The organism is Niallia oryzisoli, assembly GCF_043641075.1.
Lineage (GTDB): Bacteria > Bacillota > Bacilli > Bacillales > Cytobacillaceae > Bacillus_BD > Bacillus_BD oryzisoli_A.
In genome coordinates this window covers 1,601,062-1,621,300 of sequence record NZ_JBHZRC010000001.1, presented here as the reverse complement: position 1 = coordinate 1,621,300, position 20,239 = coordinate 1,601,062, and the positions used below count along the sequence as shown (strand labels likewise).

General features: G+C 40.2%; 22 protein-coding genes and 1 other annotated feature. Of the genes, 20 read left to right on the top strand and 2 right to left on the bottom strand.

Annotated elements, in window-relative coordinates; all coding sequences use genetic code 11:
• Positions 1 to 39: 39 nt before the first annotated feature.
• From radC to pheA, 16 genes are all read left to right on the top strand, one after another.
• Complete coding sequence (gene radC / locus ACHUFV_RS08300) at positions 40 to 729, top strand: RadC family protein (protein ID WP_394233104.1); 690 nt, start codon at positions 40 to 42, stop codon at positions 727 to 729.
• 238 nt (positions 730 to 967) lie between these two features.
• Positions 968 to 1,990 carry a rod shape-determining protein gene (locus tag ACHUFV_RS08295; RefSeq protein WP_394233103.1) on the top strand — a complete coding sequence of 341 codons (1,023 nt, stop codon included), beginning with the start codon at positions 968 to 970 and terminating at the stop codon, positions 1,988 to 1,990.
• 23 nt (positions 1,991 to 2,013) lie between these two features.
• A complete protein-coding gene (gene mreC, locus ACHUFV_RS08290; protein WP_394233102.1) occupies positions 2,014 to 2,895 on the top strand; it encodes a rod shape-determining protein MreC in 882 nt (293 codons plus the stop codon).
• Entirely contained in the window at positions 2,892 to 3,410 is a 519-nt protein-coding gene (mreD, locus tag ACHUFV_RS08285; protein WP_394233101.1) for a rod shape-determining protein MreD, read from the top strand. The genes mreC and mreD overlap by 4 nt, the downstream gene beginning before the upstream one ends.
• A 425-nt stretch (positions 3,411 to 3,835) precedes the next feature.
• On the top strand, positions 3,836 to 4,516 hold the full coding sequence (minC, locus tag ACHUFV_RS08280; RefSeq protein ID WP_394233100.1) for a septum site-determining protein MinC: 681 nt from the start codon (positions 3,836 to 3,838) through the stop codon (positions 4,514 to 4,516).
• A gap of 1 nt (position 4,517) precedes the next feature.
• On the top strand, positions 4,518 to 5,321 hold the full coding sequence (gene minD / locus ACHUFV_RS08275) for a septum site-determining protein MinD (protein ID WP_394233099.1): 804 nt from the start codon (positions 4,518 to 4,520) through the stop codon (positions 5,319 to 5,321).
• A gap of 157 nt (positions 5,322 to 5,478) precedes the next feature.
• Complete coding sequence (locus ACHUFV_RS08270) at positions 5,479 to 6,264, top strand: peptidoglycan DD-metalloendopeptidase family protein (protein ID WP_394233098.1); 786 nt, start codon at positions 5,479 to 5,481, stop codon at positions 6,262 to 6,264.
• Positions 6,257 to 7,123: a M50 family metallopeptidase gene (locus ACHUFV_RS08265; RefSeq protein ID WP_394233097.1), complete on the top strand. Its 867-nt coding sequence runs from the start codon at positions 6,257 to 6,259 to the stop codon at positions 7,121 to 7,123. Before ACHUFV_RS08270 ends, ACHUFV_RS08265 begins: the two co-directional genes overlap by 8 nt.
• 94 nt (positions 7,124 to 7,217) lie before the next feature.
• Positions 7,218 to 8,660, top strand: coding sequence for an Rne/Rng family ribonuclease (locus tag ACHUFV_RS08260; protein ID WP_394233096.1), 1,443 nt, complete (start codon positions 7,218 to 7,220; stop codon positions 8,658 to 8,660).
• Positions 8,661 to 8,761: 101 nt separating this feature from the next.
• Positions 8,762 to 8,843 (top strand) — a sequence feature (ribosomal protein L21 leader region).
• 13 nt (positions 8,844 to 8,856) lie between these two features.
• Positions 8,857 to 9,165 (top strand): 50S ribosomal protein L21, encoded by a 309-nt coding sequence (gene rplU / locus ACHUFV_RS08255; protein WP_394233095.1) that lies wholly within the window; start codon positions 8,857 to 8,859, stop codon positions 9,163 to 9,165.
• An 8-nt stretch (positions 9,166 to 9,173) separates the two neighbouring features.
• Complete coding sequence (locus ACHUFV_RS08250) at positions 9,174 to 9,506, top strand: ribosomal-processing cysteine protease Prp (protein WP_394233094.1); 333 nt, start codon at positions 9,174 to 9,176, stop codon at positions 9,504 to 9,506.
• 13 nt (positions 9,507 to 9,519) lie between these two features.
• Positions 9,520 to 9,813, top strand: coding sequence for a 50S ribosomal protein L27 (gene rpmA / locus ACHUFV_RS08245; RefSeq protein WP_071395902.1), 294 nt, complete (start codon positions 9,520 to 9,522; stop codon positions 9,811 to 9,813).
• A gap of 178 nt (positions 9,814 to 9,991) precedes the next feature.
• Positions 9,992 to 10,528, top strand: coding sequence for a Spo0B C-terminal domain-containing protein (locus ACHUFV_RS08240; RefSeq protein ID WP_394233093.1), 537 nt, complete (start codon positions 9,992 to 9,994; stop codon positions 10,526 to 10,528).
• A 37-nt stretch (positions 10,529 to 10,565) separates the two neighbouring features.
• The gene (gene obgE, locus ACHUFV_RS08235; RefSeq protein ID WP_394233092.1) at positions 10,566 to 11,855 is read left to right on the top strand and encodes a GTPase ObgE; all 1,290 of its coding nucleotides are present in this window, start codon (positions 10,566 to 10,568) and stop codon (positions 11,853 to 11,855) included.
• Between the two features lie 107 nt (positions 11,856 to 11,962).
• The gene (locus ACHUFV_RS08230) at positions 11,963 to 12,418 is read left to right on the top strand and encodes an ACT domain-containing protein (protein ID WP_394233091.1); all 456 of its coding nucleotides are present in this window, start codon (positions 11,963 to 11,965) and stop codon (positions 12,416 to 12,418) included.
• A gap of 114 nt (positions 12,419 to 12,532) precedes the next feature.
• Positions 12,533 to 13,384, top strand: coding sequence for a prephenate dehydratase (gene pheA, locus ACHUFV_RS08225; RefSeq protein ID WP_394233090.1), 852 nt, complete (start codon positions 12,533 to 12,535; stop codon positions 13,382 to 13,384).
• A 61-nt stretch (positions 13,385 to 13,445) separates the two neighbouring features.
• Here the strand turns inward: pheA and ACHUFV_RS08220 are convergent, their stop codons facing one another.
• Positions 13,446 to 13,991, bottom strand: coding sequence for a transcription repressor NadR (locus ACHUFV_RS08220; protein ID WP_394233089.1), 546 nt, complete (start codon positions 13,989 to 13,991; stop codon positions 13,446 to 13,448).
• 12 nt (positions 13,992 to 14,003) lie between these two features.
• Positions 14,004 to 15,137 carry an IscS subfamily cysteine desulfurase gene (locus ACHUFV_RS08215; RefSeq protein ID WP_394233088.1) on the bottom strand — a complete coding sequence of 378 codons (1,134 nt, stop codon included), beginning with the start codon at positions 15,135 to 15,137 and terminating at the stop codon, positions 14,004 to 14,006.
• A 179-nt stretch (positions 15,138 to 15,316) separates the two neighbouring features.
• On the opposite strand from ACHUFV_RS08215, the gene nadB reads away from it, so the two are divergent.
• From nadB to safA, 4 genes are all read left to right on the top strand, one after another.
• Positions 15,317 to 16,879: an L-aspartate oxidase gene (gene nadB / locus ACHUFV_RS08210; RefSeq protein ID WP_394233087.1), complete on the top strand. Its 1,563-nt coding sequence runs from the start codon at positions 15,317 to 15,319 to the stop codon at positions 16,877 to 16,879.
• A complete protein-coding gene (gene nadC, locus ACHUFV_RS08205) occupies positions 16,848 to 17,684 on the top strand; it encodes a carboxylating nicotinate-nucleotide diphosphorylase (protein WP_394233086.1) in 837 nt (278 codons plus the stop codon). The genes nadB and nadC overlap by 32 nt, the downstream gene beginning before the upstream one ends.
• A 47-nt stretch (positions 17,685 to 17,731) precedes the next feature.
• Complete coding sequence (nadA, locus tag ACHUFV_RS08200) at positions 17,732 to 18,829, top strand: quinolinate synthase NadA (RefSeq protein ID WP_394233085.1); 1,098 nt, start codon at positions 17,732 to 17,734, stop codon at positions 18,827 to 18,829.
• Positions 18,830 to 19,016: 187 nt separating this feature from the next.
• Positions 19,017 to 20,239 (top strand): SafA/ExsA family spore coat assembly protein (gene safA, locus ACHUFV_RS08195; protein WP_394233084.1); only part of this gene is annotated, 1,223 nt, incomplete at its 3' end.

The window sequence follows — 20,239 nt, the reverse complement described above, 5'->3', positions numbered from 1 at the left end:
TCATCGTACTCCCAGGTTTACTAAGAAAGGGAGACAATCATGCAATCAGAATCAATAATGATCCGCGATTATCCAAAGGATGAACGGCCGCGGGAACGTTTTATACAATATGGACCGGAAAGCTTATCAAATCAGGAATTAATTGCTCTTATGCTCAGAACAGGCACGAAAGAAGAATCTGTCCTCCAGCTTTCAAATCGTCTTCTTACACATTTTGAGGGATTAAGACTTTTAAAGGATGCGACCCTTGATGAAATGACCACGCTAAAAGGCATTGGAACGGCAAAGGCGATTCAAATATTAGCGTCAGTTGAACTAGGGAGAAGAATCTCCAATCTGCAGCATGATGACCGGTATGTGATCCGTTCACCGGAAGACGGTGCAAAGTATGTCATGAATGACATGAGATTCCTCTCCCAAGAACACTTCGTTACACTGTACTTAAACACCAAAAATCAAGTTCTCCACAAAAAAACCATCTTTATCGGCAGCTTAAATGCATCGATCGTCCATCCTCGCGAAATATATAAAGAAGCTCTACGCCGTTCAGCCGCTTCTATAATTTGTATTCATAACCACCCCTCCGGGGACCCTTCTCCAAGCCGTGAGGATATTGATGTGACAAGGAGAATCGTTGAATGTGGAAAGCTTCTTGGAATTGAACTCCTCGATCATCTGATCATCGGCGAAAATAAATTTGTATCTTTAAAGGAGAAAGGGTATTTATAAGACTAGGATTTTATCTGGCGTTAGGATATAATATTGTTTGTGATTTTTTGACGAATCCTCACGAATATTTAGGACATAAAGATGATTATTGTATACATTATTGCTTAGTTTATGGGAAAAATGAAACAACAAAATAGTAAGTGAAACTTTTATCAATGGGTCGGCGTTGCTACTTCAAGAGGACAGAAAGACCTTACCTTGAAAGTTTGCATTTTGTTTTAGAAAGGGAGATACAATCATGTTTGGATTTGGGACAAGGGATCTTGGAATCGATCTCGGTACTGCAAATACGCTCGTTTATGTGAAGGGAAAAGGGGTAGTTGTTAGAGAACCTTCTGTTGTGGCATTACAAACAGATACAAAAAGCATTGTAGCGGTTGGTAACGATGCGAAGAATATGATCGGCAGAACGCCAGGAAACGTAGTAGCAATGCGTCCGATGAAGGATGGGGTCATTGCGGACTATGATACAACTGCTGTCATGATGAAATACTATATAAAAGAAGCTTTGAAATCAAAGAGTGTCTTCTCTGGTAAGCCGTATGTCATGGTTTGTGTTCCATCCGGTATTACAGCAGTGGAGGAAAGAGCGGTCATTGATGCAACACGACAGGCAGGAGCCCGTGATGCTTATACAATTGAAGAGCCGTTTGCTGCTGCGATTGGAGCAAACCTACCTGTTTGGGAACCGACTGGAAGCATGGTAGTGGATATTGGCGGCGGTACAACAGAAGTAGCCATCATTTCTTTAGGCGGCATTGTAACGAGCCAATCCATCCGTATTGCGGGAGATGAGATGGATGATGCGATTGTGAATTATATTCGTAAAACGTATAATTTGATGATTGGTGATCGGACTTCAGAAGCAATTAAAATGGAAATCGGCTCTGCAGGTGATGCAGATGGAATTGACAATATGGAAATTCGCGGACGTGATCTATTAACAGGTCTGCCAAAAACGATTGAAATTACAGCAACGGAAATCGCTGCGGCTTTAAGAGACACAGTGGATGCGATTGTGGATGCTGTTAAAGTAACGCTTGAAAGAACTCCTCCTGAGCTTGCAGCAGATATTATGGATAGAGGGATTGTCTTAACCGGCGGGGGCGCACTATTACGCAATCTGGATAAGGTGATTAGCGAAGAAACAAAAATGCCAGTGTTAATCGCAGAGAATCCATTAGATTGTGTTGCGATTGGAACGGGTAAAGCTCTCGACCATATTCACTTATTTAAAAACAAAGCGCGAGATTCTCGCTAACACAGAAAATTGAGGTGTTCTAAATGCCACAGTTCTTTTTGAACAAACGCCTGATTATTTTGCTTGTTAGCATTATCATTCTCGTGGCATTAATAGGGTTTTCACTTAAGGAACGTGACAAATTGACCTGGCCGGAACAGTTTATGAAGGATACAACTGGCTGGGTTCAAACCCTTGTGTCAAGACCGGCTCATTACTTTGCCGGTTTTTTTGAAAATGTTACCGACTTGCAAAATACATATGAAGAAAACAAACAATTAAAATCACGATTAAATGAGCTGGCACAATTAAAGGCTGATGTACAGAGCTTAACTGAAGAAAATGAAGAATTGCGAGATATTCTGGATAAGAAGGATGCCTTAAGCAATTACGAGCCAATTCAAGCAACGGTCATTGGCCGTAATCCTGATCGTTGGAATGAGCTTTTAATTATTAATAAGGGCTCAACAGATGGTATTAAAAAGGATATGTCGGTTATTACATCAACCGGTTTAATTGGAAAGGTAAAAAACAGCCGGCAATTCACATCAACCGTTCAATTATTAAGCTCAAATGATTCGACCAACCGTGTTTCAGCTGAAATAGTCGGAACTGAAACCTACTATGGCCAAATTGAAGGTTTTGATCGGGAAAAAGAAATGCTTCTGTTAAAAAGAATTCCATATGAAGCAAAGATAGAAAAAGGACAGATTGTCCAAACATCTGGTATGGGCGGTGTGTTTCCATCGCAGCTTGTGATTGGGACAGTGGAAGAGGTTGTTCCGGATGAATATGGATTAACGCAAATGGCGTATGTAAAGCCTGGGGCTAATTTCTATGATATTGAACATGTCATGGTTGCAAAACGTGGAATGACCCAGCCGGAATTGAGTGATATGATAGGTGAGGAGGAGGAGAATAAGTGAGAAAGGCTTTTCTTCCTCTCATTATCAGCCTCTGTTTTCTTTTTGAGAGCATTTTTGTTGAATTGCTAACTGTTGAATCACTCGTTAGTAAGAGAATCGTCGTACCACATTTTCTAATCGTGTCTATTATTTTTACAACGATATATGGAAGTCGTAAACAAGGTATTATCTACGGATTTGTTTTTGGTCTGCTGTTCGATGTTGTCTACACTGAAATTATTGGGATTTATTTATTTATGTTCCCATTAGTTGCGTATATTACCTCTTGGATCATGAAGATCCTACAAAGTAATATTGTCATTGTTTCTTTGGTTGCTCTATTGGGGGTTACCCTATTAGAATTAGGAGTATACGAAATGAATTTTATCATCGATAGAACGGACATGGTATTTTCCAGTTTTATTCATAGCAGGCTTTTGCCAACCTTGTTGTTAAATTTTATTTTTATCGTACTCATTGCCTTTCCTTTGAAAAAGTATTTGGAAAGCTATGCAGAAGCACTAAGAAACGATTAAAGCGAAATGCTTTAGTCGTTTGCTTCTTTATCTTACCAGCCTGTAAATTCTTGTAAGCGATTTTTTAAAAGGTAGTTTATCAAGAATCCTGATAAACAATCGGCTGCCCATTCGGCGGGCGAATTTAATTAATCCCTGTAATTGATCATTCATTTTGTTAAAATGGCTTTTTGTTATTTTAATAAAGGAGATTTTACATTTTTTGTCGAAGTATTAAAACAGTTTTTATTTACTAGGTATTCATGCTTATTATAAAAATAACCAAGTATTTATCAATCAATCAATCAATCAAGAAAGAATAATCCATCTTTAATATAAATTCTCTTAATCTATTTTTTAACTTCATTTGAAGTAAGCCTCCGGACGCAAATTCGGCGGGTGAATTTGATCTTATACAGTGCTCTAGTTGAGGTGACCATCTTTACATGAAAAAACTCCAAAATGTAACCATTAAAGGAACAAAAGAAGGGCTCACTCTTCACTTGAACGATAGTTGTTCCTTTGAAGAGCTAAAAAAAGAGCTCCAGTGGAAATTATCGGAAACTTCCCGCTTACACGATGGCAATCAGCTAATCACAGTAAAAGTCCAAGTGGGTAACCGTTATTTAACGGAACAGCATGCTGAAGAATTAGAAACATTGATTAGTCAAAAAAAGAATCTCGTTGTGGACTCTATTACTTCCAATGTCATGACAAAGGAAGATGTCGAGAAAATGAAACAGGAACAAGAAGTGGTTTCTGTCACAGGAATTGTCCGCTCCGGTCAAGTGTTAAAGGTACCGGGAGATTTATTATTAATTGGCGACGTAAATCCGGGCGGTACAGTGATCGCCGGTGGAAATATTTTCATCATGGGTGTATTAAAAGGAATTGCCCATGCAGGCTGTTTTGGGAATAGTGAGGCAATTATTGCTGCTTCCATTATGAAGCCATCTCAGCTCCGAATTAGTAAACATATTAATCGGGCACCAGATCATTATGATGAAGAGGAACCAAGAGAAATGGAATGCGCTTTTATAAATGAAGATAACCAGATCATGATTGATAAATTGCAAGTATTAATGCATATTCGACCGAATTTAACGAGATTAGAGAGGGGAAGGTAGGATGGGAGAAGCAATCGTTATAACATCAGGAAAAGGCGGAGTTGGAAAAACGACCACTTCTGCAAACCTTGGGACAGCATTGGCTCTTCAAGGGAAACGTGTATGTTTGGTTGACACTGATATCGGTTTACGTAACCTTGATGTAGTCATGGGTCTTGAAAATAGAATCATCTACGATCTTGTCGATGTCATCGAGGGGAGATGTAAGCTTCATCAGGCACTTGTAAAGGATAAACGCTTTGAAGATCTTCTGTATCTTCTTCCTGCAGCACAAACAAGTGATAAATCAGCTGTAACACCAGAGCAGATGAAGGACTTAATTAATGGATTGAAGCAAGATTATGATTATATCATTATTGATTGCCCGGCGGGTATCGAGCAAGGCTACAAAAATGCCGTAGCAGGTGCTGATAAGGCGATTGTAGTAACCAATCCGGAAGTATCGTCGGTAAGGGATGCAGACCGGATTATCGGCTTGCTAGAGAAGGAGGAAGGGGTAGAGCCTCCTAGACTGATTATTAACCGCATCCGCAATCATATGATGAAAAGCGGCGATATGCTTGATGTAGATGAAGTGACCGCTCATTTATCTATTGAATTAATCGGAATTGTTGCGGATGATGATGAAGTAATTAAAGCATCAAACAGCGGGGAACCGATTGTGTTAAATCCTAACAGTCGAGCGAGTATCGCCTATCGTAATATAGCGAGAAGAATATTGGGTGAATCAATTCCGCTTCAATCGTTAGAGCCCGAAAGTACTGGTGTATTTAAAAAACTTAAGAAATTTTTTGGTGTAAAGTAAACCGGGGATATCTCCGGTTTTATTTTTTTCCTCAGATCTGTGCTTCTCATTTGAAACAACCCTTTTGGCCGATTTACGATCATGATGGACAGTCATAATTAGCAGTGCTTGTTCATAGACTTGTACTACTAAGCCTTTAAGGAATGGTGGGGGGATCATGCGATCAAGAAGTGATGATATTCGAAAAAGGATTGAGAAAAGAAAAAAACAACGGGAGCGGACGTCGACACGGCAGATGGAAACAAAGCTACCATGGACGGAAGATGAAGAGCGATACGGTTTTGATCGAATGACATCTTATGAAAGCGGCCCAGTTGATGAGGAGAATCATCCACTTTTTCGAAAAGAAGTTTTTATTTTTAAACTATTAGCCTCTGCTTGTGTAGTACTGGTTATAGCCATAATGTTTCGAAATCCAACCCCAGCTTTGGACCCTGCTAGAGAATTTGTTACCAAGTCTATGAACGAAGAGTTTCAATTTGCAGCAGTTTCTGATTGGTATGAAAGTACATTTGGCAAGACATTGGCATTACTGCCAACTACAGATTCAAAGAATGAGGAAGCAGGCCCAGCTGATACGAAACCGCAATACGCTTTGCCTGCTTCAGGTAAAATACTAGAGGATTTTGGTGAAAACGGACAACGAATCACCATTGAAACTGGGCAAGGAGCAGCTGTAGAGGCCATGAATGAAGGACTTGTGCGTTTTATCGGCAAGCAGGACGGATTTGGCCAAACCGTTGTGATTCAGCATGCAGATAAAAGCGAATCATGGTATGGCAATTTAAGTGAAGTAGATGTTACGTTATACCAATACATTGAAAAGGGCACAAAGGTTGGAAAGGCGACTGATAATGATGATGGAACAAAAGGCTCCTTTTATTTTGCGATAAAAGAGGGTGAAGATTTTGTTGATCCGATACAGGTGATTCAATTTGACTAATTTAGTAAAGCTATTGAAATTTATTCATATTCATCCCTTGTTATGGCTTGTGATGGCTTTATCCATTTTGACGGCTCATTTTATTGAACTGTCCCTTTTTTTGTTTATCGTTATTATGCATGAACTGGGCCATGCGTTTGCTGCTTCTTTTTTCTCTTGGCGTATTAAACGGATTTCACTGCTGCCATTTGGCGGGGTAGCAGAAGTTGACGAACATGGTAACAGACCGTTAAAGGAAGAAGCGCTCGTCACGCTTGCTGGGCCTCTGCAGCATTTATGGATGATTGGTTTAGCGTTCATTCTCTATCAATTCTCCTTCATTCCAACGCATTTTTATACACTATTTGTTGACTTTAACATTATGGTGTTATTGTTTAATTTGCTGCCAATTTGGCCGCTTGACGGAGGAAAGCTTGTATATTTATGGAGATCACAGCAGGAGTCCTTTCCAGCTGCACATCAGAAAACCATTATTATCTCTGCGGTAAGCCTGCTGCTCTTCTTTATGCTCTTGCTTTTCATACAGCCCTTTAATTTGAATTTATGGATTGTGATAGGATTTTTAAGCTTTTCGTTATTTTATGAATGGAAGCAGCGGCGTTATGTATTTGTACGCTTTCTACTTGAACGCTACTATGGGAACAAAATGGAATTTAAAACCTTAAAGAATATATATGTCCATGAGGAAGAGTCTGTCATCCGAGTGCTGGAGCAATTTCAACGCGGCTGCAAGCATTTGATTATCATTGAAAAGGAAGACGCAGAAACGGAGCAATTAGATGAAAATGAATTACTTCATGCATATTTTTCTGAGAAAATGCTTCATGCAAAAATCGGAGAGTTGCTTTATCCATATTAAATCGAGATAATAATAAGAGTGAGAGAAAATGAGTGAATAGCATGTTGTTCACTCATTTTCTCATTTTCAAGTTGGAAAAGCGAGGATATAGGAATTGAAGAAACTAGTAGTTAATTACATAACAAGAGAGAAACGCTTTGCCCTATTACATAATAAAAAAATGGAAAAGCTTTTGGTGAAGCAGCCAAGACATTCCTCTCTTGTTGGGAACATATATATCGGTACCGTAACAAAAGTGCTTCCTGGAATGAATGCAGCCTTTGTTGAAATCGGGGAAGGAAAGAATGGCTTTATCTATCGTAATAAATTACCTTCTTTTGTGTTGTCAGAAGAAGAAAAGACGCAAAAGGAAAATAAGACTATTTCATCCTTTGTTCATCAAGGTGAAAGGCTAATCGTACAGGTGGACAAGGATGCTACAGGCACAAAAGGCCCAAGATTAAATGCTGTTGTGGAAATTGCTGGTCAACATGTGATTTATATGCCAAAAGGAAAGTATGTGGCAGTATCAAAAAAAATGGAGCAGCTGGAAGATAGAGAAAAAATGCGGAAATTTGGTTATGAAATCAAAGAAGAGGACGAGGGTCTAATATTCAGAACGGCAAGTCTAACCGCTTCCGAGCAGGATATTCGTATGGAATTAGCTGAGCTTAGACATGCTTATCATGAGCTTGAGATAAAGGCAATGGCGATGAAAAAACCGGGAATTTTACTTGAACAGGATCATTTTGTTTCAGAGATGATATCGGAAATTAAACAGATAGAAGATGAGGTAGAGATCATTGCTGATGACCGCCAATTGGCGGCCATACTACAAAAGGAATTTCCACAGCTGCCGATATCCATCCATAAAGAGAAAGAAAATATTTTCTCTTTCTATCATTTGGATGGGGAATTAGAAAGATTAGTAAAACGGATTGTCTGGCTTGATAACGGTGCCTATTTGGTGATCGATGAGGTTGAAGCCTTAACCGTTATTGATGTAAACACAGGGAAATACTCTGGCAAGAATGATTTAGCAGATACGGTATTAAAAACCAACCTGCTTGCAGCTGAAGAAGCGGCACGACAAATCCGCCTCCGTGATATTGGCGGGATGATTTTGATCGATTTTATCGATATGAAGAAGGAAAAAGAACGAAGCCAGGTCATGGAGAAAATGAAATTAGAGCTAAAGAAGGATGAGCGGCGAACAGATGTAATTGGCTTTACACAGCTTGGTATTTTACAATTGACGAGAAAGAAAACAAAGGTTTCCCTTTCAGAGAGCCTTATGGAGAAATGTCCGCATTGTGAGGGTACTGGAAAAATTCCTAGTCCTGAAACCATAGCATTCCGCCTTGAGCGGGAGCTTTATGAATATAGATATCGAGATATTGACGAAATGGTCATTGAGTTAACAGAAGAGGTCAAACAGTTTTTTTGCGGGGAACAAAACGTTCATCAAAATAGACTGAAAGAGATATTGGGATTTACCCTGTCCTTTGAGGTTCGTTCAAGTCAGCAGCCTTTCTATCATATTGGGAAGATTCGTTAAGAAGGAAGCGGCATGAAATAGGATAATTATTTTGTCATTTCAATTCTATATTGACATTATCTTTCTTCATGTGATACTATTTTCATGTTATGTTTGTAGCACCCGTGCTACAACCGCTCAGAACAGGTATTAAGAGTTTGTTATATTACAAAACACCTGCAATTGGCGAGTCTGAGTTTATAAGGAGGTGCAGTTCATGTACGCAATTATTGAAACAGGCGGTAAGCAAATCAAAGTAGAAGAAGGTCAAACGATCTACATTGAGAAGTTAAACGCTGAAGCAGGCGAAACAGTTACTTTTGATAAGGTTCTTTTCGTTGGTGGTGAAAATGTAAAGGTAGGAAGCCCAGTTGTTGAGGGTGCTACAGTTACAGCTAAAGTTGAAAAACAAGGTCGCGCTAAGAAGATCATTGTTTTCAAATATAAAGCCAAGAAAAACTACCGTAAAAAGCAAGGTCATCGTCAGCCATACACAAAAGTTGTTGTTGAAAAAATCAACGCGTAAGGTTTAAGATGATAAAAATTACGATTAATCGTAACGTATCTGGATTGATTCAATCGTTCACGATGACGGGACATGCATTATTTGCTGGACATGGTCAGGATATTGTCTGTGCAGGAGCATCTGCTGTATCCTTTGGAGCAATTAATGCTGTTCATGAGTTAACAGGAATTATCCCTGAGATTGAGCAAGGTCAGGATGGATTTTTAAGCTGTGCCGTTCCAGAAAATATTCCGGACAAGGTACAGGAGAAAATTCAACTCTTACTTGAGGCAATGGTGATTTCCTTACAAACGATTGAAGAACAATACGGAGAGCACATAAAAATAACCTTCAAAAAGTAGGAGGTGGAATACAATGTTATTGAAATTAGATCTTCAGTTTTTCGCTTCTAAAAAAGGAGTAGGTTCAACTAAGAACGGTCGTGACTCTATCTCAAAGCGCCTAGGTGCTAAGCGTGCGGATGGTCAATTCGTAACTGGCGGAAGCATTCTTTATCGCCAGCGCGGTACGAAAATCTATCCAGGAGTAAACGTTGGCCGTGGCGGCGACGATACTCTATTCGCTAAAGTTGACGGTGTTGTTAAATTTGAGCGTGTAGGCCGTGATCGTAAACAAGTGAGCGTATACCCTGCAGCCCAAGAAGCATAAGATGATGAAAACTCTAACTATTCTGGTTAGAGTTTTCTTTATGTTACTGAAAAAATGTAAAATCGGATATATGTTTCTTCTTTTTTCCATTAAATTGCTTACTCTATCTGACTTTTTTGATATACTAGCAAAAAGCAGTCTTCTGACACTAAAAAAATGTGTAGGGGTATTATTGAATATGAAAAAAGAATGGAATACGGTTGAGGTACTACGTCATGTACGACATGACTGGCTAAACAAGCTGCAATTAATTAAGGGAAATATTGATTTAAATAAAATGGACCGTGTCAAAGAAATAATTGGGGAAATTGTTGTCGAGGCACAGCATGAAACCAAGTTATCGAATTTGAACCTTCCTCATTTTACTTCACTGCTCCTATTGCATAATTGGGAAATGGAATCATTTAAATTGGAGTTTGAAGTGATTGATGATTATAAGCGCGGAATACTTGATGATAATGAGCTAACCCAATGGACAAGTACGTTTTTTACTATTTTAAATGAAAGTATAAAAAGCTATTATGATAATCATTTAATCCTAACAATTGAACAACAGCAGGACGGTCTTCGTTTCTTTTTTGACTTTTGTGGAATAATAGAGAATAAAGAATCATTAGAGCCATTTTTACATAATACTTCTTTTGGGATAGATGTAATTCAGTTTGATATGAATGAGCGGGAATTAACACTTGAGGTGATGATTCCTTATAAGTGAGCTCTTGTTCCAAAATATTGTTTGGAGGAAATGAAATATGTTTGTGGATCGAGTCAAAGTTTATGTTAAAGGCGGAGATGGCGGTAACGGTATGGTCGCCTTTCGCCGTGAGAAATATGTTCCAAAGGGCGGTCCTGCAGGTGGGGACGGCGGTAAAGGTGCGGACGTCGTATTTGAAGTGGAGGAAGGTTTACGTACCTTGATGGATTTCCGCTATCAACGTCATTTTAAGGCTACCCGCGGAGAACATGGGATGTCAAAAAATCAACATGGAAGAGGCGCGAAGGACATGATTGTCAAAGTGCCGCCTGGAACCGTTGTAACAGATGCTGAAACGAATGCTGTTATTGCAGACTTAACAGAGCATGGGCAGCGTGCGGTTATCGCTAAAGGTGGAAGAGGCGGAAGAGGTAATTCCCGTTTTGCCACTCCTGCAAATCCGGCCCCAGAGCTTTCAGAGCATGGTGAACCGGGTCAGGAAAGGGATATTATTCTTGAATTAAAGCTCCTAGCGGATGTGGGACTCGTTGGTTTCCCAAGTGTAGGAAAATCAACATTATTGTCTGTTGTTTCATCAGCAAAACCGAAAATTGCAGATTATCACTTTACCACGCTTGTTCCTAATTTAGGGATGGTTGAAACGGAGGATGGCCGCAGCTTTGTCATGGCAGATTTGCCGGGATTGATTGAAGGTGCGCATTCTGGAGTCGGCCTTGGACATCAATTTTTACGGCATATTGAGAGAACGAGAGTCATTGTGCATGTAATTGATATGGCGGCTATGGAAGGCCGTGATCCTTATGAGGATTATGTTACAATTAATAAAGAATTAGAACAATATAATTTGCGTTTGATGGAAAGACCGCAAATCATTGTTGCCAATAAAATGGATATGCCTGAAGCGGAAGGTAATCTGGAGGAGTTTAAAAAGAAACTCCAAGAGGATTATCCTATTTTCCCCATTTCTGCTGTTACAAGAAAAGGACTTCGAGACCTTTTGTTTGCCATAGCTGATAAGATTGAACAGACACCTGAATTTCCGCTGGAGGCTGAAACAGAGGATACAGGTGCACACCATGTTCTTTACAAGCATGAAGCAGAGCAGAAGGAATTTGAAATTTCGCGGGATCCTGACGGTAGCTTTGTCTTGTATGGTGATGCAGTTGAAAAGCTATTTAAGATGACCGATTTTTCAAGAGATGAGTCTGTAAAACGATTTGCCCGCCAGCTTCGTGGTATGGGTGTCGATGAGGCGCTTCGTGAAAAAGGGGCAAAAGATGGCGATACGGTTAAGCTGTTAGAATTTGAGTTTGAATTTATTGAATAGGCCTTTTTAAATACCTGTGAAAAACTGCGTTGTAGGGAAAACATCGTTTAAACGCAAGCCAAGAATAATGTAGAGGTGCTTGTGTATTTGTTTTTGGGGGTAGAGGTATGAGACATGATAAAGCTGACAAAAAGTTTTATTTAGTTAGGGAAGATGTTCTGCCTGAGGCAATGAAGAAAACACTCGAGGCAAAGGAAATGATCGACCGGGGAAAAGCAGAATCAGTCTGGGATGCTGTCCAGCGTGTTGACTTAAGCAGAAGTGCATTCTATAAATATCGAGATACAGTTTTCCCATTTCACACCATCGTAAAAGAACGCTTGATTACCTTGTTTTTCTACTTAGAGGATCGTTCGGGTACTCTTTCACATCTATTAACAACGGTTGCTTCAACGGGCTGTAACGTGCTGACGATACATCAAACCATTCCACTTCAAGGAAGGGCAAACGTAACGCTATCCGTTAATGCAGCAGATATGGAAGTGGATATAGATGAGCTCTTAACAAGGCTTAGACGTTTGGAGTTCGTTGAAAAAGTGGAGGTGCTTGGTTCAGGTGCATAAAACGCACTTGAAGCAGCACCTTTTTTTATAATAAATTATCTTTGTAAAATGATGTACAATTATTTTTCTAAATGTTAAAGTATTTGTAAAATACTAAATAGGGAGAATTGTGAAGTGAAAACAGGTTATTTAGGTCCAAGAGCAACATTTACAGATTTGGCCGTACGAGAAATGTTTCCAGAATATGAATCAGTTGCCTATACAACTATTCCTGACTGCATTGATGCTGTCGTGAATGACGAAATAGATATAGCGGTTGTTCCGCTTGAAAATGCATTGGAAGGTTCGGTTAATATAACACTTGATTACTTGATCCATGTTGTGGATTTACCGATTAGAGGAGAACTTTCTGCACCGATCCGCCAGCATTTAATGGTCCATCCTAATCAGCTGGAGAACTGGAATGAATTAAAGACGATATATAGTCATACACATGCCATTGCGCAGTGCCATAAGTTTCTGCATCGTGAGTTAAAGGGTGTGAGAGCAGAAGGATTTACTTCCACTGCTGGTGCTGCACAATATGTGGCGGAGCATCCTGACGAGCCAATTGGAGCAATTGCCAATGATTTAGCAGCAGAGGAATATGGTCTTGTGATTGCGAAACATGATATCCATGATTTTGACTTTAACCATACCCGATTTATTTTCTTATCAAAACAGCCTATTAATCTGCCTATTAAGCCAAATTATGTTGGGTATAAAACGACACTAATGGTTACACTCCCGGCAGACCACTCCGGTGCCCTTCACCAAGTCTTATCCGCGTTTGCTTGGAGAAAGCTGAATTTAATTAAAATAGAGTCAAGACCGACAAAGACAGGTCTTGGAAATTACTTCTTTATTGTGGATTTAGATACAGCGCTTGATGATGTGTTAATTCCAGGTGCGATTGCGGAAATTGAAGCACTGGACTGCCATGTAAAGGTATTAGGCAGCTATCCATATTATCAATTAAAAAAATAAAAAACGAGTCAGAACCAGCTGGGAGAGATGTGTTCTGACTCGTTTTTTATGTTATTTTGATTCAGTCATTTGAATCGATGAGAAAGTGCTCCTTCCTTAAGGCTTCTACGGCATCATCCAAGGCTTTTTCTGATGGGGCGCAAATGGTATGAAGATGGATTCCGTTCGTAAGCTCTAGTAAATACGATGATTGGGTTGATTTTATTTTTTCGATAAACTGTTTTACTTCCTTACGGTTGGAAACTAAAATAGAGGCGGTTAGATCACCATATACTGGATGTTCAATCCTTACATCCTTAACGGTTACGCCATGGTCAACACAAATATATAATTCCTCCTCGGTTCGCTCAGGAAGATGGTTGCAGGCGATGGTACGCTCAAACATCGTAACAGGAGAATTACTTTTTAAATAAAGATAGCCTTGGCTGGTGGCCATTATCGGTTCATTACGTGCTTTTAATAAGGAAATATCGCCAACTATTACTTGTCTGCTCACATTTGTTTTAGCAGCTAATTCATTGCCTGTCATTGGTTCATTGCTTTCTTTTAAGAGAGCCAGCAGCAGTGTTCGTCTTTCCTCTCCGAAAATCTTTTTCTGTTCGTTCACATCTTTTCCCCCTTATTGCTTATCGTGAATGATGCTTAACAGCGTTTTGCCAAGCTCCTTCACATCCTGTTCAGTTGTATTGTGCCCAAATGAAATGCGGATGAATTCCTTACCAATTTTCACTGGTATATTCATGGCTGTCATGGTTTTTGATGGTGAAGTAAGGCCTGTTGAGCAGGCGCTTCCTGTAGATATGGCAAATCCGAGTCTATTGCATTCAAGCATCACCCATTGTCCTTCCAGCCCGTTTAGACGCATTCCAAGCGTATGTGGCAGCTGAAATTCCTCATCATTTTGGTAAACAGTTATACGGTCCTCGGCTTCAGCCATGCTTGACAATAGCAGCTGGCGAAGTTTTTTCATATCGGCGAATTGTGATTCGCGCTCTTCCATGACTTTCTGGGCTGCAACTGTCATGGCAGCAATTGCAGGAACATTCACTGTACCAGGCCTGAAGCCTTTTTCATGTGTTGTTCCTGGAAAATGAGCCTTCCAGGCAAGCCTTGGATTGATATAAGCAACCCCGATTCCTTTTGGACCGTAGAATTTATGTGACGAAATGGATAGACTGTCTACCAAATTGGTTATTTTTCTCAAATTGAGTTTACCGAATGTATGAACGCAATCACTATGAAAAAGGATTTGTTGCTGTTGACACCAGTTTCCTATTTCTTCGATAGGCTGCAGGGAACCGATTTCTGAATTTCCATGTTGGATTGCAATTAAAACCGTATCTTCCCGGGTTGATTGTTTCAGCCTTTCGAAATCAATTTGTCCCTTTTCCGTAAAAGGCAGGAGCGTAATCTCATAGCCCTGTAATGATAATGCATCTAATGTGCTGCGTATAGAAGAATGCTCTGCCATGCTGGAAATAATATGTGAGCCTTTTTTTTTCTTAGCTGAAAGGAGTGCGTGGATTCCGAGAAAATTACTTTCTGACCCGCCGCTGGTAAAAAAAACTCCATCCTTTGCTACACCTAAAAGCTGTGCAAATTCCTGTCGGCAATTTTCAAGGATGTCTTTTGCCGTACTGCCGATATCATGGAGACTTCCTGTATTGCCGTAATACTCAGTTGCCGCTTGGACATATATTTTGGCCGCTTCAGAATCAAGCGGAGTAGTTGCTGCATAATCAAAATATATCATTGTTTTTCACCAACTTTTTCACGATTTTTAATAGAGTAATAAAATGATCAGAATTTCACATGGGCATTTCTGTAGGAAAATAGTAAAAAAATACTTGTCATTAGTTTAAATCTATGTAAATATATGTGTCAAGACACCTGTTAACTTGTAAAGGGAAGATGAAGGGCAGATGAAGAAGAATGCGAGCAAATGTAATCATTATTGGTAGTGGGATAGCGGCTTTACAATTGGCTAAAAAGCTAAGTAGTGACTTACATGTGATAATTATCACAAAAGCTGAGGTTACAACCAGTAATTCTTATTTAGCGCAAGGAGGAATTGCTGTTGCATTATCAGAACATGATGACCCATCGAAACACTATCAAGATACATTAGAAGCAGGACGTTATCATAATAACCATGAAGCTGTTTCTTTAATGACACAGGAGGCGCCAGAATTAATTAATGAGCTTCTTTCTGAAGGCTGTCCCTTTGATCGTGATGGATCTGGTCATGTTAAGCTGGGACTGGAAGGTGCACACAGTGAGAAAAGAATTATCCACGGCGGCGGAGATGCAACAGGAAAAACAGTCGTCGACTTTTTAAACCAACAAATTGACCATATTACCATAATTGAAAATATAACAGTCTATGAATTATTGATTAGTAATGATAGATGTATCGGAGTAAAGGGAAAAGATCACAATGGGCGATCAATTCAAGTGTTTGCTGATCACACAGTCATCGCTACCGGCGGTCTTGGACAAATCTACAGCTTTACATCTAATGCTGAAACGGTGACAGGGGATGGATTAGCACTTGCCTACCGTGCAGGGGCGGAACTTTCAGACATGGAATTTGTGCAATTTCATCCAACCCTTTTACTTGCGAATGGGAAGGGAGCAGGGCTTGTATCGGAGGCAGTAAGAGGTGAAGGTGCAAGGCTGGTTACGGAGGAAGGCATATACATCATGGAGGGTGTTCACCCCTATAAAGATTTAGCCCCAAGACATGTTGTTTCACAAACCATTTTTGAATGGATGAAAAAAGGGCATACCATTTACCTGGATATCTCTTCGCTTGAAAATTTTGAGGCTCATTTCCCAACGGTTGCCTCCATCTGCAGGGAGAATGGGATTGATGTGAAAGGTGGAAAAATACCTGTCGTCCCAGGCTGTCACTTTTTAATGGGAGGTATTGTCACTGATTTAAATGGACAAACCACGATTCCTAATCTTTATGCGATCGGCGAAGCGGCATGTACAGGTGTTCACGGGGCAAATCGACTTGCAAGCAACTCTTTACTGGAAGGGTTATTTTTTGGCAGGCGATTAGCAGCCTTTATCAATGAATCGAAGGTTGAAGGGAAGACATTGGTTCGAAGAAGAGCAAATGAAAGGATTACACCTTCTCGCAGTCTTTTACCTGAAATTTCAAAGCTGAAAAATAGTATGATGGATCGAACCGGCATTGTGCGGTCTAAGGATAAGCTGAAAAAACAATTGGATTTTCTTGAGGGATTTGCGATTGATCAATGGCTAGAGGCAGATTTAGATCATTTATCAGTCGAGGAAATAAATAAAGTATTTATGCTGATTAGCTCATGGCTGGTCACGAAAGCTGCTATAGCAAGAACTGAAAGCCGCGGGGGACATCTTCGTATTGATTATCCACATGAAGAAAAATCATGGGAGCAGACACAAATAATACAACATAAAAAGGGTGGTCGCGTTGAACAAGCTAAAATTACGCTTACAACTTGAACAGTTTTTTATTGAAGATATAGGGGACAGAGACCTATCAAGTGAATCCATTTTCGGAGAAGAAGAGATGGGTGAAATCGTTTTTATCGCAAAGGCAAACGGAATATTTTGCGGTGAAGATGTGATTCGCACGGGCTTTCCTTTATTAGATCCTGATTGCGTAATCGATCTAAGCGTGAAGGAAGGGGATCGAATTGAGAAAGGGCAAACCTTTGCGAGTGTGAAAGGCAAAGTATCAAGCTTGCTCAAAGGTGAGCGGGTTGTGCTAAACCTTGTTCAAAGAATGAGCGGTATTGCTACGCAAACGAATGAAGCTATCAGACTATTAAACAGCGAGCATACAAAAGTTACCGATACAAGAAAAACAACCCCGGGCTTACGGATGCTGGAAAAACATGCGGTAAGATGTGGCGGTGGGACAAATCACCGCTTTGGCTTGTATGATGCAGTAATGATCAAAGATAATCATATATCGTTTGCCGGCTCCATTTCGAAGGCAGTTGAAAAGGCACGTTCTCAAATTGGTCACATGGTAAAAATAGAGGTTGAGGTTGAAACAAAGGAACAATTGCTGGAAGCAATCTCCGCAAAAGCAGATGTCATTATGTTTGATAACCGAACTCCTGAAGAAATTAAAGCATGGATTGGACTTGTTCCGGAAGAGATTCGGACAGAGGCCTCAGGCGGAATTAGCCTAGAAAATCTGTCTGATTACAGTGATACAGGTGTCGATGTCATTTCACTCGGTGCATTGACGCATACAGTGAAGGCGCTAGATATCAGTGTGAAGGTTAAAATAGGATAGAATACTAGTTTTATGGTTTCTTAGACTATTATAAGGGGTGTGGGGATATGTCAATTTTACAGACAATGAATAGAACAATGATACCGGATATATATAAACAAATGACTGTAGATGAACTGGAAAATCGTGTTAGAGAAGTAAAAGCGAGATTAGGGAATCGCTTGTTTATTCCAGGGCATCATTACCAAAAGGATGAGGTTATTCAATTTGCTGATGCAACAGGGGATTCTTTAGTACTTGCTCAGCTGTCTGCACAGAACAGAGATGCAGAATTTATTGCATTTTGTGGTGTTCATTTCATGGCCGAAACAGCTGATATATTAACGACATCAGAGCAAAAGGTATTTTTGCCAGATATGCGTGCAGGCTGTTCAATGGCCGATATGGCAGACATCTATCAAACAGAAAGAGCATGGGAAGTAATAATGGAAACCTTTGGCAACACCATTCTTCCATTAACCTATGTGAACTCAACGGCAGCTATTAAGGCGTTTGTCGGTGAACATGGAGGAGCAACTGTTACTTCCTCTAATGCAGAGAAAATGGTTTCGTGGGCATTTGAGCAAAAGGAACGAATTCTATTCCTGCCTGATCAGCATCTCGGTCGAAATACAGCCTACAATTTAGGCGTTTCATTAGGGGAAATGGCGGTGTGGAACCCACAGGAAAATAAACTTGAATATGATGGTGAAATCGATCATGTGAAAGTTATCTTATGGAAGGGGCATTGCTCTGTTCATGAAAATTTCACCGTTGCCAATGTTCAAAGTGTTCGTGAAAAACACCCGGAAATGAAGATTATTGTTCATCCTGAATGCTCACGTGAAGTTGTTGCTTTAAGTGACCTCGCTGGTTCAACTAATTATATAATTGAAGCAATTAAGAATGCTGCACCGGGTTCATCATGGGCAATCGGTACTGAACAGAATTTAGTGAGCAGAATTATTCAACAGCATCCTGATAAACATATTGTTTCATTAAATCCATATATGTGCTCCTGTCTAACGATGAATCGGATCGATCTTCCACATTTGGCTTGGTCACTAGAGTCAATTGAGAAGGGGGAATCCGGGAATATAATTAAAGTAGATGAAGAAGTAGCAGCAAAAGCAAAGCTTGCACTTGATAGAATGCTGCAAAAATAAGCTCACATAGTGTTATCGCATGGTGTCAGGCACTTTAAAAGGACTGTTGTCTTTTTAAGGTGCCTGACACTTTTTTTGTGTAATCATATTTATTCAAGAAATAGCATAAGTTTTTATGAAGTTTAAATTAGCAATTTGCCCAATTCAACATAGAATGAAAGGACTTATGCATGGGAGGGAAATCAGAGTGAAAATCCATATCGTACAAAAAGGGGATACTCTTTGGAAAATCGCAAAGAAGTACGGCGTAAATTTCGAAGAGCTTAAAAAGATGAATTCACAGCTTAGCAACCCCGATATGATTATGCCCGGTATGAAAATAAAAGTCCCAACATCAGGAGGCAATATAAAGAAAGAGGCTCCGACTGGAGTACAGGGGACAAAAATTAATATGGGTGCGAAAAAGGAAATGCCGAAGAAAGAGCAGCCGATTACAAAAGAGATGATAAAAGAGAAACCAAAGGAAATGCCTAAGGAAATCGAGGTACCGAAAGCCCAGCCGGAAGTGGTTGAAAAGCCAAAACCGATTGAAGTACCGAAAGCAGCACCGAAAGTAAAACCAATCGAGACACCGAAAGCAGCACCGAAAGTAAAACCAATCGAGACACCGAAAGCAGCGCCGAAGGTAAAACCGATCGAGGCACCAAAACAAGTACCAAAAGCCCAACCAATAGAGGTTCCCAAGGCTGCACCAAAGCCTGTAGAGTCAGTAAAGGAAGTTCCGAAGGAAAAACCAATTGAGCAACCCAAACAGCCATTTCAACCTAAAATGCCGATGCCAATTCCTGAAGTAGATCTTCAAAACTATTTTATGACAAATATGGCTAATATCAACGTTAAAGAGCAGCCAAAGTCTTTGCCGCAATTGCCGCCAAAGCCATTGAATGTACTGCCGGAGGTAAAACCGGTTCAAGAAAGCCCAATGGAAGAGTCGCCAGTTATGGAATCCCCAATGAATCAGTATGTAGGAGGTCAATACCAGCCAATGAATCCATATACACCTAATTATTTTAATCCATGTTTCGATCCATGTTACCCAGGTCCGCCAATGCCTTACCCTCAAGTGCAGGGTGCGTATATGCCGGCCCAACCAATGCCGTGTCCTCCAATGGGTGTTCAACCAATGCCTTTCCCACAAATGCCGATGTATGGTCAGCAGCCATTCCCGCAGGTTCAGGGGGCTTATATGCCAGAGGCACAGATGCCGCATCAGCCAGATATGGTGGCAGGGGCAAATGTAGGTCCTGATATGTATGAGGAATCATCACCTTTTATGCCGCAAATGTATTCACCTTTAACTGGTGGCGAGGGTATGCCAGGTACTAATCCACCATACGGACAGATGCAGGGTGTGCCAGAAGAGTCTGGTTATCAAGATATGGGAGCTCAATCACCAATGATGCCTGGCCA